Origin of the sequence: Streptomyces sp. NRRL F-5126 (genome assembly GCF_000721265.1) — a bacterium.
Classification (GTDB): Bacteria; Actinomycetota; Actinomycetes; order Streptomycetales; family Streptomycetaceae; genus Streptomyces.
Genome location: NZ_JOFZ01000005.1, coordinates 293,509 through 308,731 on the forward strand (window position 1 = coordinate 293,509; position 15,223 = coordinate 308,731).

At 72.1% G+C, this 15,223-nt stretch carries 13 protein-coding genes and 1 riboswitch; of the genes, 8 read left to right on the forward strand and 5 right to left on the reverse strand.

Annotated features, from left to right (window positions below):
• Positions 1-34: 34 nt before the first annotated feature.
• Positions 35-1,645 (reverse strand): PucR family transcriptional regulator, encoded by a 1,611-nt coding sequence (locus IH48_RS0112485; protein ID WP_158710281.1) that lies wholly within the window; start codon positions 1,643-1,645, stop codon positions 35-37.
• 158 nt (positions 1,646-1,803) lie between these two features.
• Here IH48_RS0112485 and IH48_RS0112490 point away from each other — a divergent pair, with 158 nt between their 5' ends.
• From IH48_RS0112490 to argH, 6 genes are read left to right on the forward strand one after another with little or no spacing between them, the layout of a single operon-like run.
• Positions 1,804-2,730, forward strand: a complete 927-nt coding sequence (locus IH48_RS0112490; RefSeq protein ID WP_030902993.1) for an amino acid ABC transporter permease — start codon at positions 1,804-1,806, stop codon at positions 2,728-2,730.
• Entirely contained in the window at positions 2,723-3,490 is a 768-nt protein-coding gene (locus IH48_RS0112495) for an amino acid ABC transporter ATP-binding protein (RefSeq protein ID WP_030902996.1), read from the forward strand. The genes IH48_RS0112490 and IH48_RS0112495 overlap by 8 nt, the downstream gene beginning before the upstream one ends.
• Positions 3,490-4,428, forward strand: coding sequence for an ABC transporter substrate-binding protein (locus tag IH48_RS0112500; protein WP_051839640.1), 939 nt, complete (start codon positions 3,490-3,492; stop codon positions 4,426-4,428). The genes IH48_RS0112495 and IH48_RS0112500 overlap by 1 nt, the downstream gene beginning before the upstream one ends.
• A complete protein-coding gene (gene hutI, locus IH48_RS0112505) occupies positions 4,425-5,675 on the forward strand; it encodes an imidazolonepropionase (RefSeq protein ID WP_030903000.1) in 1,251 nt (416 codons plus the stop codon). Before IH48_RS0112500 ends, hutI begins: the two co-directional genes overlap by 4 nt.
• Positions 5,672-6,361 (forward strand): AroM family protein, encoded by a 690-nt coding sequence (locus IH48_RS34335; protein ID WP_051839642.1) that lies wholly within the window; start codon positions 5,672-5,674, stop codon positions 6,359-6,361. The genes hutI and IH48_RS34335 overlap by 4 nt, the downstream gene beginning before the upstream one ends.
• A complete protein-coding gene (gene argH / locus IH48_RS0112515) occupies positions 6,358-7,653 on the forward strand; it encodes an argininosuccinate lyase (RefSeq protein ID WP_037841739.1) in 1,296 nt (431 codons plus the stop codon). Before IH48_RS34335 ends, argH begins: the two co-directional genes overlap by 4 nt.
• A 53-nt stretch (positions 7,654-7,706) precedes the next feature.
• On the opposite strand, the gene speB is transcribed toward argH, so the two are convergent.
• On the reverse strand, positions 7,707-8,621 hold the full coding sequence (gene speB, locus IH48_RS0112520) for an agmatinase (protein WP_030903007.1): 915 nt from the start codon (positions 8,619-8,621) through the stop codon (positions 7,707-7,709).
• 287 nt (positions 8,622-8,908) lie between these two features.
• Here speB and IH48_RS0112525 point away from each other — a divergent pair, with 287 nt between their 5' ends.
• Both IH48_RS0112525 and IH48_RS0112530 read left to right on the forward strand, forming a co-directional pair.
• The gene (locus tag IH48_RS0112525; RefSeq protein WP_051839643.1) at positions 8,909-10,501 is read left to right on the forward strand and encodes a PucR family transcriptional regulator; all 1,593 of its coding nucleotides are present in this window, start codon (positions 8,909-8,911) and stop codon (positions 10,499-10,501) included.
• Positions 10,502-10,994: 493 nt separating this feature from the next.
• Positions 10,995-11,182: riboswitch (cyclic di-AMP (ydaO/yuaA leader) on the forward strand.
• A gap of 4 nt (positions 11,183-11,186) precedes the next feature.
• A complete protein-coding gene (locus IH48_RS0112530; RefSeq protein ID WP_030903012.1) occupies positions 11,187-12,026 on the forward strand; it encodes a LysM peptidoglycan-binding domain-containing protein in 840 nt (279 codons plus the stop codon).
• Positions 12,027-12,139: 113 nt separating this feature from the next.
• Here IH48_RS0112530 and IH48_RS0112535 read toward each other — a convergent pair whose 3' ends face one another.
• The 3 genes from IH48_RS0112535 to IH48_RS0112545 form a co-directional block, all read right to left on the reverse strand.
• On the reverse strand, positions 12,140-13,918 hold the full coding sequence (locus IH48_RS0112535) for an LCP family protein (RefSeq protein ID WP_030903014.1): 1,779 nt from the start codon (positions 13,916-13,918) through the stop codon (positions 12,140-12,142).
• 18 nt (positions 13,919-13,936) lie between these two features.
• Positions 13,937-14,092 carry a hypothetical protein gene (locus IH48_RS36220; RefSeq protein WP_158710282.1) on the reverse strand — a complete coding sequence of 52 codons (156 nt, stop codon included), beginning with the start codon at positions 14,090-14,092 and terminating at the stop codon, positions 13,937-13,939.
• 134 nt (positions 14,093-14,226) lie between these two features.
• Complete coding sequence (locus tag IH48_RS0112545) at positions 14,227-15,222, reverse strand: 4,5-dihydroxyphthalate decarboxylase (RefSeq protein WP_030903016.1); 996 nt, start codon at positions 15,220-15,222, stop codon at positions 14,227-14,229.
• Between the last annotated feature and the right edge of the window lies 1 nt (position 15,223).

The window sequence follows — 15,223 nt, forward strand, 5'->3', positions numbered from 1 at the left end:
TGGCCCGCCGGTCGCCCGCCGGCGGGCCGCGACGTCACGGGCTCGTGTCGCGGAGCCGCAACTGGAGCCAGGTGACGAGTCGGGCGTCGGGGTCGTCGAGGTCCAGGCCGAACAGCTCTTCGGCCCGCCGCAGGCGGTAGCGCAACGTGGTGGGGTGCACCATGAGCAGCGACGCCGCGCTGCCGCCGCCCGGCCCATGGGCCAGCACCGCGTGCACCGTCCTCGCGTAGTGCGTGCCGAAACGCCTGTCGTGGTCGAGCATCGCCGCGACGGCCGGTACGGGCGCGGCCAGCACCTCGTTCGGTTCGGCGGCGAGCTCCTGGAGCACGACGAGATCGGCCACGTCGGCACAGGTGGCGACCGGTCCGCTCGACGGATCCGCCGAGACGGCGCGCAGCGCACGGTCGGCGTCCCGGCGCGCCCGCGGCAGCGTCGTCCAGCCCCCGTCGCCGTGCCCGATGCCCGCTCGAACCGCCACACCGAGTGCCACCGACGCGTTGGCGGACGTCCACCTGATCAGGCCGGTGAGTTCGCCGCCCGGCCGGGGCTCGGCGAGCACCGCGTACGCCCGGTCGTCCACCACACCGCACAGCGCGGAATGGTGGTGGACCTCGAAGTAGCTCTGCACCGCCTGGGCGAGTCGCGCCGGTGCCGACAGCGGCGAGCACTCCGGGTCCTCGACGCCGAAGCCGACGACGGCAGCCGTGGCGGAGGGTCCCGCGCCGAGCTGCGCCCGGCACGCCTGGGGGCTCATCGTGCCGCCGAGCATGTCCACCAGGGCCCGGGTGCGGTGGCGCTGTTCGGCGTCGCGGGCCTGCCGGGCGCGCACGAGGTGCACCGCGGTGAGGTTCGCGGCGCGTTGCAGGGCGTCCCGCGCGCCCGCTGAGAGCGCGCCCTCCGCGTCGATGGCCCACAGGGAGCCGAGCAGTTCGCCCTCGGCCCGGACCGCGACGGCCAGCCTGGGCAGCAGGGTCGGCGCGACCCCGGCGAAGCGTACGACCGAGGAGGAGCGCAGCAACCGCTCGTAGGAGTTCGGGTTGTAGGGCAGGTCGGGCACCTTCCTGCCGAGGATGGAGGACCTGCGTACCTCGTCGGTGGGCTGGCCGGCGAGGCTGGAGTAGGCGAGCACGCGCTCGTGCTGGTCCTCGATCGCCACCGCGCCGCCGACCGTCGCGGCGATCATGTCGGCGAGTGCGGACAGATCGGCGGCGCCTCCCAACGCCACCGTGCCCCACCGCGGCGTGCCGGCCGTCGTCGCCAGGACGTCCCTGATCTGCCCGGCGATCTCCAGCCATGGCACGTCCTCGGTCAGTTCGAGCAGCGCGACACCGGCCTCGTCGCAGTCGCGGGTGAGCGCCGCGGACGCGTGCTCGCGCTCCGGTGAGGTTCGGATCACCGCCGCCGCGGCTCCGGCCGTTGTCAGCGCCGCCACGGCGGCCCGCGCCGCCGGGCCGTGCGGCACCGCTCCGATGAGCAGGGCGATTCCTCCGCGGCAACTCCCTTTGCCGTCGGGCCCGTTCTCCACGACCACCGGGTCCCCGTGGACGAAGACGGGCCCGGATATCTCGCGGTCGCCGCTCCCGGCGGTGCGCAGCCGCAGCCGCCGCGCCCCGACGCCACGCAACAGCTCATCGACAGTGCTCACCCGTGCATGCTCGCACACGAGCACAGCACCCTCGGCGTTTCCTCGTCCACGAGCATGCGGGCACGGGCGGTCGTGGTGAAGAGTGTCGAGGCGGCGCCCGGCACAAGGCGCCGACCAGCCATTCGGCACGACTGTTCGGCACGACTGAAGGGGAGACCATGGTGCAGACATCCCCGGAGACGACTCTCCGGGGCCAACCGGAGATGGTCCCGCTGCGGCACTACGGCCGATGGGTCGGCGGCGTCATCGCCATCCTGGTACTCGGGTACGTCGTCTGGCTGTTCGGCAGCAGCTCCATCGACTGGGGAACGGTCCGCTCCTTCCTCACGGTCGGCGTCATCCTCAAGGGCCTCGGCAACACCGTCCTCATATCCGTGGTCTCGATGGTGCTCGGCGTGGCGATCGGTGTCGTCTTCGCGCTGATGCGGCTCTCCGAGAACCCGGTGACGCGGACCATCTCCTGGCTGTACGTGTGGTTGTTCCGCGGCACCCCGGTGTACCTGCAACTGCTCATGTGGTTCAACCTCGCGATCATCCTGCCGCGCATCGGCTTCCCCGGTCTCGGGAGCGTGCCGACGGTCTCGCTGATCACGTCGTTCGTGGCCGCAGTCCTCGGCCTCGGCGTCAACGAGGGCGCCTACGTCGCCGAGATCGTGCGCGCGGGCATCTCCTCCGTCGCCCCGGGACAGCGCGAGGCCGCCATGGCCATCGGGATGCGGCCGATGGCCATCATGCGGCGGATCGTGCTGCCGCAGGCGATGCGGGTGGTCCTCCCGCCGCTCGGCAACGACTTCGTCAACCTCCTGAAGACATCGGCGCTGGCCAGCGCCATCTCCTACAGCGAGCTGCTCAACAGCGCGCAGCAGATCTACTTCATCAACAGCAAGGTGATGGAGCTGCTGATCGTCGCGGCGGTCTGGTACCTGGTCGTCGTCTCGGTCTTCAGCGTCCTGCAGTACTTCGTCGAGCGGCGCTTCAACCGCGGCACCGCGCGCTCCGCCGGCCCGACGCTGCTGGAAACACTCTGGAGGACGGTGACCTCGACGCGGCGGGGGAACCGCCGGGCAGGAGGCGGCAATGAGTGAGCGGCCACTGGTCTTCGCACACGAGGTGTGCAAGCGGTTCGGCCACGTCGACGTGCTGAACGGGGTCTCCCTCTCGGTACCGGCCGGAGAGGTGTGCTGCCTGATCGGCCCATCCGGCTCGGGCAAGTCCACGTTCCTGCGGTGCATCAACCGGCTGGAATCCATCGACGGCGGTGTGCTGGAGGTGGACGGCGAGTTCGTCGGCTACCGCAGGAAGGCCGGCAGGCTCCACCAGCTCGGCGAGCGCGACGTCGCCTCCTTCCGCGCACGCGTGGGCATGGTGTTCCAGCACTTCAACCTGTTCCCGCACATGAACGCGCTGGAGAACGTGATGGAGGGCCCGGTGCAGGTGCTCAGGCGCCCGAAGGCGGCCGCCGAGCAGCTCGGCCGCGAGCTGCTCGCCCAGGTGGGCCTCGCGGGCAAGGAGGGCAGCTACCCCTCGCAGCTCTCCGGCGGCCAGCAGCAGAGAGTGGCGATCGCGCGAGCACTGGCCATGGAGCCTTCGGTGCTGCTGTTCGACGAGCCGACCTCCGCACTCGACCCGGAGCTGGTGGGCGATGTGCTCGGTGTGATGCGGGCGCTCGCCGCACGCGAGATGACGATGATCGTGGTCACCCACGAGATGGGATTCGCCCGCGAGGTCGCCGACACGGTCGCGTTCATGGACGCCGGTGTGATCGTCGAATCGGGCCCGCCGGCCGACGTGCTGGAGAACCCCCGGAGCGAGCGCTGCCGCTCCTTCCTCTCCAAGGTGCTGTGATGGCGGGCGCACCCAGGCGGCACAGGCCGCGCGTGCTGATCCTGTCGGCAGTGCTGGCGCTGATGGCCGTGGCCGGATGCGCCGCGCCGCGGGACACCGCGGCCCTGCACCCCCCGTCCAACCAGAAGGTGCTCGACTCCGTGCGGACCGACCCGCGGCTGCGGGCGGCGCTGCCGGCCGACATCCGCGGCAGCGGGCGTCTGGTGCTCGGCCTCAACCCGATCTTCGCGCCGATGGAGTTCAAGCCGCCGGGGTCCCAGGAGATGCACGGCTTCGACCTGGACTTCGCCCGGGCGCTGGCGAAGAAGCTCGGTGTCCGCCTGCAGGTGAAGGTCTCGCCGTTCGACCAGTTGATCAACTCGCTGAACACCGGCCGGGTGGACGTGGTGATCTCCGGCATGTCCGATTCCGCGATCCGGGAGCGGACCCTCAACATGATCGACTACTTCCGCTCCGGCGCCCAGGTGTTCACCACCGCACGCGACGCCGGCAGCCGCCACGACGACCTCAGGCAGTTGTGCGGGAAGTCGATCGCGCTGAGCAAGAGCACCGACAACTACGGCACGATCCAGAAGTTCAGCGCCGAGAAGTGCGTGGCGGCCGGGAAATCACCGATCAGGATCGTCGGCGTCGACTCCTCGGCCAGCGCCCGCCTGCAACTGCAGCAGGGCCGGGTGCAGGCCTCGGTCCAGGAACCCGAGACGCTGGCCTACGTCATGAAGCAGGCGCCGGGCACCTTCGTCCTCCTGGGCAAGCCGCTGAACCCCGCCCCGTACGCCATAGCGATCTCCAAACCCAAGAAGCGGCTGACGGCAGCGGTGCTCGCAGCCGCACGCGAGCTGTTCGCGGACGGCGTGTACGCCGAGCTGCTGAAGACCTGGAACCTGCGGGGATCCGCCCTGTCCGAGCCAGGTCTGAACCTGAAAGGCAGGCAATGAACGCGCACGACCTCAACGTCGTCGGAGCCGAGGCCCTCGTGCTGGTCAGGGACGACGGCGGTCCCCGGCGCGGGCGGGCGCAGGGCGAGGTGGAGATACTCGCCGACGGCGCGGTCGCCATCCGCGCCGGCCGGATCGTGGCCGCGGGACCGACCGCGGAGGTGCTGCGCACCGCCGGCCCGGCCCCCACCCTGGACGCCCGCGGGCGCACCGTGCTGCCCGGGCTCGTCGAGTCCCACACCCACCCGCTGTTCGCCGGGGACCGCCACCGCGAGTACGCCGAGAAACTCTCCGGCATGCCCGTGGGGGACGCGTCGGCGCCACGTGGCATCGGGGCGGCCGTGCGGCACACCCGCGCGGCCGAGGACGACGCGCTGCTCGCCGATCTGGCACGTGCGTACGCCGGACTGCTGCGCGGCGGCGCGACGACCGTCGAGGTGAAGACGGGCTACGGGCAGTCCACCGACCAGGAACTGCGCGCACTCGAACTCCTGCACCGCTCACGGGCGATGACGCCGCAGTCGCTGGTGCTGACCTTCCTCGGCGCGCACGTGGTCCCGCCCGAAGCCGCGGATGCCGGCAGCTACGCCGAACACGTACGTGCCCGGATGCTGCCCGCCGTCGTCGAGCAGGGCCTCGCCGACCTGCACGACCTGGTGTGCGAGGAAGGGGTCTTCGGCGCGCACCTGGCCGCCCCGCTCCTCACGGCCTCCCGGAAGGCCGGGCTGCCCGCGCGTGTGCACGCCGACGCCAACTCGGCCTCGCGCGGCTGGGCAACCGCGGTCGCGGGCGGGGCCGTCGCCGCCGACCACCTCACCTACACCCCGGACGCCGAGATCCGCGAGATGGGCACCACCTCCACCGTCGCCGTGCTGCTGCCCGTCGCCGAACAGCTCTACCTCGACGAACGCAAGGCGAACGCCCGGCTGTTCATCGAGCAGGGCGTGCCGGTCGCGCTGGCCACGGACTACTGCTCCGCCCTGCACCCGACGTCCACGCTGCTCAGCCTCGCCCTCGGGACGAGCTGGTTCCGCATGACGCCGGCAGAGGCGATCACGGCGACCACCCTGAACGCCGCCTACGCCTGCGCACGCGGGCGCGACCGCGGCTCGATCGACGTCGGCAAGCGCGGCGACCTCACCGTCGTGGACTGCCCGCACCCGAACGAGATCTGCGTCAGCATGGGCAACGCACCGGTCAGCGAGCTGGTCATCGAGGGCCGGGTCGTCACGGGCGGTGGCGCATGACACCCGTCGGCCTGCTCACGATCGGCCAGAGTCCGCGACCCGATGTGGAGCCGACCCTCGCCGAGGTACTGGGAGAGACACCCCTGGTGTGCGAGGGCGCGCTGGACGGCCTCACACGCGAACAGATAGCGGAACTCGCCGTTCCCGCCGGACCGGCGGGCATCGAGACGCGGCTCGCCGACGGCAGCACGATCGTCGTCCGGCGCGACGCGCTGCCGCCGCTGCTGCGCAGCGCCGCGGCCCGGCTGCCGCCCGCGGTGCGGCTCGCCGCCTACCTGTGCACGGGCGCGCTCCCCGACACGGGCCGTGAGGAACTGCTGCTCCTCGACTCGGGGGCGCTCCTGCACGGCACCGTCGCCGCAGCCGCACGCGGCCGGCGGCTCGGCGTGGTGAGCCTGCCCTCCGACCTCGCCGACGCCCCCGGCTCGTGGGCCCGGCACGATCCCGGGGCCCTGTACGCCGCGGCCGACCCGTACGGTCACGGACCCTCCGTGGCCGCCGCCGCCTGTGAGCTGGCCGAGTCCGGCGCGGCACTCCTGGTGCTGGACTGCATGGGGTTCGGGCGGGAGCACCAGGAGGAGGCCGCACGCGCCTGTGCCCTGCCGGTGATCTGCCCGGCCGTGGTCCTCGCCCACACACTCGCCGCACTCGGCGAGCGGACACCCTACGAAACGGAGCAAGAATGACCACGCGCCCCGAGCCGTTGTGGAGCGGCCGCCTCGAACAGGGCCTCGATCCCCAGGTGTTCGACTTCAGCGTCCTCGTCGAGAGGGACCGCCGGCTGCTGCCGTACGACCTGAAGGCGTCGATGGTGCACGTGCGGATGCTCGAACGCCAGGGGCTCCTCGCGGAGCGCGACGCGCTCGCGCTCCAGGAAGCCCTGGCCGAGCTGGAGTTCGCACCCGACGGCGACGAGGACATCCACGCCATGATCGAGCGTGTCCTCGTCGAGCGCCTCGGCGAACTCGGCAAGCGGGTGCATGCCGGCCGCTCGCGCAACGACCAGACCGCGGTGGCCACGCGGCTGTGGGCACGGGACGCGGCGGGCCAGGCGGCAAGCGCGGTGGGCGCGCTGGCACGCACCCTCGTCGACCGCGCCCGCGGCGACGGCGACCTCGTACTCCCCGGCTACACACACCTGCAACGGGCGCAGCCGATCACCCTGGGGCACCACCTCGCCGCGCACGCCACCGCGCTGCTGCGCGACATCTCCCGGTTCGGCGCCGCGGGCGAGGCCGCCGCCGTCTCGCCGCTCGGCGCCGGGGCACTGGCCGGCAGCAGCCTCGGCCTTGACCCGGAGTTCAGCGCGCGGGAACTCGGCATGACGGCGAGCTTCGAGAACAGCCTCGACGCGGTCTCGGACCGGGATTTCCTGCTCGACCTGTGCTACGCGGCCACGGTCACGATGGTGCACCTGTCGCGTATGGCCGAGGAACTGGTGCTGTGGACGTCGCAGGAGTTCGCCTTCGCGGAACTGGCCGACTCCGTCGCGACCGGCTCCAGCATGATGCCGCAGAAGAAGAACCCCGACGTCGCCGAACTCGTACGCGGGCGCGCGGGCGTCGCCATCGGCAGGCTGACCGGCCTGCTCGCGCTGAACAAGGGCATCCCGCTGTCCTACAACCGCGATCTGCAGGACACGAGGCCGCAGGCGTACGAGCAGATCGACGCGGTGTGCGAGTCCGCCGAGGTGTTCGCCCTGGCCTACGCGACGCTTCGCTTCGACGCGGAGACGATGCGCGCCGCGGCGGACGACGGGCGCACGGTGGCCACCGACGTCGCGGAACGCCTGGTGGTCGGGGGCAGCACCTTCCGCGACGCCCACCACGCGGTGGCCGCACGCGTCGCCCGGGGCGAGCGGTTCACCTCTCCCACGGTGGAGGAGGCGGTCGCCGCGCGCGATGCGCGGGGCATGCCCGCCACGTACCGCGAGCAGCTGGACCGGATCGAGGACAGGCTCGCGGGTCTTGTGCCGTAGGCGGCGCGCACGGGCCGCGGACGGCCGGCCCGTGCGCGCGGGGCGCCGGCGCCTCAGGCGGCGGCCCGCCGCAGGGCGAGGAGGCTGACCAGGTCGTAGGCCACGTGCGAGGCGGCGACGGAGGTGATGTCCGCGTGGTCGTACGCGGGCGCCACCTCCACCACGTCGGCGCCGACGATGCGCGTCCCGTCCAGGCCCCGCAGGATCTCCAGCAGCTCGCGCGACGTGAGGCCGCCCGCCTCCGGCGTGCCCGTGCCCGGCGCGTGCGCCGGGTCGAGCACGTCGATGTCGACGGAGACGTACAGCGGACGGTCCCCGATCCGCTCACGCACCTGCGCCACCGTCTCGTCCACGCCGCGCCGCATCACGTCGGCCGCCGTCACGATGCCGAAGCCGAGGCGCTGGTCCTCGTCCAGGTCGGCCTTGCCGTAGAGGGGGCCGCGGGTGCCGATGTGGCTGAGCGCCTCCGTGTCGAGCAGCCCCTCCTCCACGGCCCTGCGGAACGGGGTGCCGTGCGTGTACGGCTCGCCGAAGTACGTGTCCCAGGTGTCCAGATGGGCGTCGAAGTGCAGCAGCGCCACCGGGCCGTGCAGCCGGGCGGCCGCACGCAGCAGCGGCAGCGACAGCGTGTGGTCGCCACCGACCGTCACCACCGAGGCACCCGTCGCCGCCAGCTCACCCACCTCCTGCTCGACCGTGGCGACCGCCTGGCCGATGTCGAACGGGTTGACCGCGATGTCACCCGCGTCCGCGACCTGCACCGCCGCGAAGGGGGACACGTCGAGCGCCGGGTGGTACGGCCGCAGCAGGCGGCTCGCCTCGCGGACGGCGGCCGGGGCGAACCTGGCTCCCGGCCGGTAGGAGACGCCGCTGTCGAAGGGGATGCCGACCACCGCGACGTCGGCCCGGCCGACCTCGTCGAGCCGCGGCAGCCGCGCGAACGTGGCGATGCCGGCGTACCGGGGCACGACGGAACTGTCGACGGGGCCGACGGGTGCTGTGCGCGGGCGGCCGGTTGCGGGCTCCTCGGCAGACGGCGTCGGATCGGCGGCGGGGCGCGGGTCGGCAGGGGACACGGGACGGGCCTCTTCCTTACGAGGGCGGCGGGAAGCGGCCCTGCGGGGCCACCGCCGAGCAGCCTAGGCACGACACCCGGCCGGGTCACGGGACGAATCATCCTGTGCTGATGTACGCATAGGATGAATCGGCCCAGACGCGCAGTGCCGTGTCCTCCCCGAGCCGGCCGGAGCCTGTCATGGACGCCCCACCACCCGAGGAGCCCCGGGCCTCGGCCGCGTCAGGGGAAAGCCCCGACGCCATCCCGTCCCTCGCGCTGCGCAGCCTCGTCGACGACCCCGCGCTCGGACTCACGTCCGTGACCTCGCAGGCGCTGCTGACCAGGCGTGTCAGCTGGGCGCACGTGAGCGAGCTGCCCGATCCCGGCCCCTACCTGCTGGGCGGCGAGCTGCTGCTCACGGCCGGCCTGGCGCTGCCCGCCGACCCGGGTTCCTACGTCGACGAGCTGGTCACCGCCGGCGTCGCGGCACTCGGGCTCGGGCTGGCACCCGTGCACCGCTCGGTGCCCCGCGCGCTCGCGGCCGCCTGCGAGGAGCGGGGGCTGCCGCTGCTCACGGTCCCCGAGTCCACCCCTTTCCACCGGGTCGCCCGCACCGTCGCCGCCGCACTCCAGCGGCGCCACACCGAGCAGCTGCTCGCGCTCGCCGAGGCCCAGGCCGCGATCACCGGGGCCGCGCTGCACAGGAACGCGCCGGTGCCCGCCGTCCTCGAAGCGACGGCACGCGCCGTGGGCGGCTGGGCCGCGCTCCTCGACGCGGACGGCCGCACCCTCGCGACCACATCGGAGGCCCCCGAGCCCGGGGACACGGTCCGGGAGCTGGCCGTGCGGCTCGCCCGCGGCGACGGTCCGCGCAGCGCCGTCGACCACACGGAAGCCGGCCGGGTCGCGCTCCACCCCGTGGAGGCGGCGGGCGCCGCGGTGCGCGTGCTGCTCCTCGGCGGCGCCCGGCCGGCGCCGGCCGCCGGCCGTGGCGCGGTCGCCGTGGCGGTGGGGCTGCTCGGGCTGCTTTCCCGAGGCGAGCGGAGCGTGGACCAACAGGGCGGGCTGGCAGCCCTGTTGCTGCTGGGCGACGACCCGGCGGAGTCGGGGCGCGCCCGGGAACTGCTCGGGGAACTCCTGGCCGGGACGGAGCCCGAAGCCGGCGGTTCGTCTTCTGGCAACGGCGGTTCGGCCGGCGAAGAGCCCACGCGGGCAAGGGTGCTGCACGCCGGGCGCCCGCCCGGAGCCACCGCGGACGCCCGCCCGCCGGGCCCGCTCGTCGACGTGCGGGCAGACACGCTGCGCGGCGTCGTTCCCGCCGCCATGGGGCGGCCGGAACTCGACCGGCTCCGCGAACGCGGCGACTGGCTCGCCGTGCTCAGCAGACCCGTGCTGCCCGGCCAACTGCCCGCGGCCGACCGGGAAGCCGGGCTGCTGCTGCGCCAGGCAGCCGAGTCCGGCACACCGCTGGTGGCGGGCGAGGACGGCCTCGGCATCGCGGGGGCGCTCGACCCGGCGCTCGCGGGGGAGTGGGCGCGGCGGACGCTGGCCCCGCTCCTCGACGACCCGGAGGGGCGCGGCGGCGCCGAACTGGCCGAGGTGCTGCGCGTGTGGCTGGCCTGCCACGGCGGCTGGGACCGTACCGCCCAGCTGACCGGACTGCACCGCAACAGCGTTCGCCATCGAGTAAGGCGCGCGGAGCAATTGCTCGGCGCCGACCTTTCGGACGCGACCGCGCGGGCCGAACTCCTTCTCGCACTCAGGTGGTGGCCGGGCCCGTCGCATTCCTGACGCTGTATTCGATGGCGGCATCCCTCTTCTTTCGGGAGCGGTCATCTTTCCCGTGCTTTTGACAGCACGTCAGAATTGAGCACGGGGATACCGTGCGACTCGCGGGGTGAATGACAGTGGTGCTTCCGCCGGGCGGGTTCCGCTTCGCTGACCGGCCTTCAAGCTGTGCGTTCCCTATGAGGCAGGCCTGCGTGGCTGTATGGGAGTATTTGTCCAATTAGTACCTAAGGGGTTGTCTGGGGCGTTCGGGTAACTTGTAGCTGTCTGGCGTGTGTTGTGAAGGGTGGTTGACCTTCCGATCGGTGATATGTATCACCTGTCGGTCATCTTGCCGCTTCCTGTAGGCAGCCCATGTGGGCGTTGTGTGCGGCGTGTTGGCATTCCGGAAGGCGATCCGGTGATCGCTGGGTTCCTGGCTTTGAGTGCCCGGGGCATGGCTGAGCGAATTCGCAACTTGTTTCGCCGCGAGGTCTTCGCTTACGTTCTCGTCATTCCGGACAGACCGCCGAATCCTGCCGCTGTCCGGATACCTCAACCATTCATCCATTCGGCAGGAGCGGGGGACCCAGGTAAGCCGCCGAGTCGCGAACGCGGAACGGCTAGGGGTGAAGTCGCATTCGTGCGGCCGGGCATCTCCAGCCCGAACCCGACAGCTCACCTCGCAGGCGACGGAGAGGAATTCAGCATGCCCAAAAAGGCCATTCACCGCCGTCCCATGCCCCGCTCGCTGTCCCGCGGACTGATGGCAGCAGGTGTGGGAAGCGCCGTGTTCGCCGTCCCGCTGCTGACCGCCACCGGCGCCAGCGCCGCGCCCGTCGCGCAGTCGGTGAGCCACGAGGCGGCCGTGCACCAGGCGCCCAAGGCGCCCGCCGCGGTCAAGGCGGCCGCCAAGAAGGCCGCCGCCCCGTACACCGTTGTCAGCGGCGACTCGCTCTACAAGATCGCGACCTCGCACTCGCTGTCCGGCGGCTGGAAGAAGCTGTACCAGGTCAACCGGGACGCCGTCGGCGCCAACCCGAACCTGATCCACCCCGGCCTCAAGCTGACGCTGCACGGCGGTGCCGCCCGGACCGCGGCGCACAAGGCCACGGGCTCGGAGCACAAGGCCACGACCCTGAAGGCCCAGAACACCGCGGACTCCGCCCCGGCCGCCAAGGCGCCCGCCGCGCAGACGTCCACCAAGCAGGCGTCCACCACGACCTACTCGGACAACCTGGACGGCTGGATCAAGCAGTCGCTGGCCATCATGGCCCAGCACGGCATCCCCGGCAGCTACGACGGCATCTACCGCAACATCATGCGCGAGTCGTCCGGCAACCCGCAGGCGATCAACAACTGGGACTCCAACGCCGCGCAGGGCACCCCGTCCAAGGGCCTGCTCCAGGTGATCGACCCCACGTTCAACACGTACCACGTGGCCGGCACCTCGATGGACCCGTACGACCCGGTCGCGAACATCACCGCGGCGTGCAACTACGCCGCCGCCGTGTACGGCTCGATCGACAACGTGAACGGCCCGTACTAGACGGGACGCGCCACCCGGTGGCGTGCGTGGCATCGGCGGATGCCCCGCACGCCGCACCGGTGGCACGGCGCCCCTCCTCGGCGCCCTGGCCCGGACGGCTCAGCCTGTCCGGATCAGGGCGCCGAGTCCTTTTTGTTCGGTGATGCCGTGTATGCCTGAGATGGCGTCATCGGTACGCCGTTGATCTCGACGGTCTTGTACTTGCTGACCTTCGCGCACGACGTCGAGTCGTCCGCGTGCTCGGCGTGCGCACCGGAGACGGCCGCGTGCGTGTCGGCCTTCGAGCCGCCGGACCCCGAGCCGCCCGGGAAGGACGTACCGCTCGTCCAGTCGGCGCCGATGGTGAGCACGACGCCGGGCGTGCCGGTGGACGACAGGCGGGACGACGGCAGGCCGAGCGCGTCAGCCACGGTCTGGGCCTGCGCCTTCTGGCCCGGGCCGTAGGCGAGCGTGGTCTTCGACTGCGGGGTGCTCGCGTTCCCGTACGTGCCGGCGCCGAACCCCTTGGCGGTGAGCGCGGCGCCGACCGCGGCCGCCCGGCCCGAGGTGCTCGTGCCGTTGTCCACGCTCACCGTGACGTCGGAGGGCGCGACCGTGGCGGACGACGAGGGGCCGCTGCCCGAGCCGCCGGAGGCCGGGGACTTCGACGCCCCCGTCTTCTTGCCCGCGGACGTCTTCTTGCCGTCGGGCGATGTCAGCGGCTTGTCGTCGGCGATCGCGGCGAACAGCGCCGACGCGCCCGGCGCCGGGATCACCCGGTTCGCGTTCGTCGGATCGGTGCCCGTCTGCATCGTGGTGAACGTGATCCGCTTCGGCGGGACCTTGTTCAGGTCGTCGGCCAGGCCGATCAGCTTCGCGATGCTGCCCAGGCCGGTGTCCACGGTCATGGCCTTGGTGGCCGTGTCGGCCAGTGCGTAGACCTTGGTGGGATCGCTGAGCGTGCCGGCGCTCTTGAGCTTGCGGATCATGGCGCCGAGGAAGATGTGCTGCGCGTACGTGCGGCTGAGGTCGCTGCCGTCGCCGAGGCCGTGCCGCGTCCTGACGAACTCGAGCGCCGCGTCGCCCTTGAGGGTGTGCTGACCCTTGGAGAGCTTGAGGTGCGAGTAGGTGTCGTAGACGTTGTCCGACACGCACACCGACACACCGCCCACCGCGTCCGACATCTTCACGACTCCCGCGAAGTCGAGCATGACGAAGTGGTCGATGGTGATGCCCGTGAGCTGCCGCACGGTCTTGACCTGGCAGGCAGGCCCGTACTGCAGGGCGCTGTTGATCTGTCCCTCGTAGCCCGGTGTCGAGGGGCCGCCGTTCGTCCCCTGGCAGGCGGGGACCCGGGTCATCGTGTCGCGGGGGATGCTCATGGCGGTGGCGTTGGAGCGGTCCGCCGAGATGTGCACGACCATCTCGACGTCGGCGTTGTGGCCCGCCGTCGAGTCGCTCGACCCGCAGCCGCCGCCGAGCTTGCAGTCGTCCTTGGAGTTCCTGCCGTCGGAGCCGATCACGAGCACGTTGATCGGGGTCCTGCCGAACGAGTCCGCCTTCTCCTTGCCGCCGCCCCCGATGGAGACGCTCTTGATGTTGCCGCTGAGGTGCTCGTACAGGTAGGCGCCGCCGCCCGCGGTGATCAGCACCAGCGCGGAGACCACGCCGAGCACGATCCGCAGGACGCGCCTGCGCCGCGACGGCGGCCTCGCGCGGCGGCGCCTGCGGCCGCCGTCACCCGCGCGTGCCGCCTTGCGGGCCGCGGCCCTGCCGCCGCCCGGCGGCTCCTGGGCCGAGCCGGCTGAGGGCGGACGCGCCGTGCCGTGACCCGGCGTCCGCTGACGCGGCGGGCCCGAGGGACGATGCCGCGTCGCCTGCCGGGAAGGCTCCCCGTCCCGCGGGTCCGTCATCTGCGAGCTCCCTGTCCGTCAGTGGTCGTGGCCGAGTGCGGACGGCCGGCGCGCGATGTCGCGGGTCGTCTTCGCACGGGCCGCACTCTGCAGGATGCACAGGGGCGCGCGGAGGTTGCGGGCGGCGTGCGGGAGCTTCGTCACGCCTGCGGACCCCGGACCCTCTGCCGGCATGCGACGCCACCTCCGAATGCGACGGGTTCACGAGCGGCCCGGCTGTGCCGGGAACCGCCCACACCCTTGCACGTCATTCTGTGGAGGTCCACGTCGGAGGGGGCCCGGGCTCCCTTCGACGCCTCGGCCGAAGGTCAGATCACCGCCGCCTCGATCGCCTCGGGCGCGAACAGCTCCTCCGGCGTGCGCAGCCGGTCGGAGAGCCCTTGCTCGTGGTGGTAGCGCAGGAACGTTGACAAAGCTGACAGCGTCGTGCGGCCCAGGCCGTACGCCCAGTAGTCCTCGCCGAGCAGCGCCCTCGCCTCCTCGAACTGCGAGGTCAGCCAGGGCAGGGTGAAGCGAAGCGCCGACGTGTCGTACAGGCCCGCGTACGCCTCCTCCTTCGCGGCCAGCAGCGCCTTGTACAGCGACTGCGCGACCCAGCGGTTCGCCTCGTACACGTCGCGCCGCACGGCGACCACGTGCATGATCGGGAAGATGCCGGTGTCCGCGTAGTACTCCTTCTCCGCCGCCACGAAGTCGGGGAACACCCGTCGCACGCGCGCGTCGCCGGCCACGAAGGGGCTGGGGATGCGCGGGGTGTACAGCGCGTCGATCTCGCCGCTCGCCAGCATCGACGACAGGGTCGCGTCGCCCGTGATCGGGCTGATGCGCAGCGAGCCCGGCAGCGGGACCTTCGCCTTCTCCACCCGGCCGGTGCCCTCCTGGCCGCCGGTGCGGTAGGTGACCGAGTCGAAGGGCACGCCGTGGCGGTCGGAGAGGATGCCGCGCATCCACACGTTCGCCGTCAGCTGGTACTCGGGGTTGCCGACCACCTTGCCCCGCAGGTCCTCCGGGCGCTCGATACCCGACCCCGCGTTGCAGTACAGCGCGCCGTGCCGGAACATCCTCGACGTGTACACCGGCAGCGCCACGAACGGCGAAGGATCCTGCCGCAGCGAGAGGACGTACGAGGACAGCGACAGCTCCGCCACCTCGAACTCCTGGTGGCGCATCATCCGGAAGAAGGTCTCTTCCACGGGCAGCCGCAGGTAGTTGAGGTCGATGCCGTCCGGCCTGATGGTGCCCTCCTGGAGGGCACGGGTGCGGTCGTAGTCGCCGCAGGCCATCGTCAGTCGCAGGCGTGACATG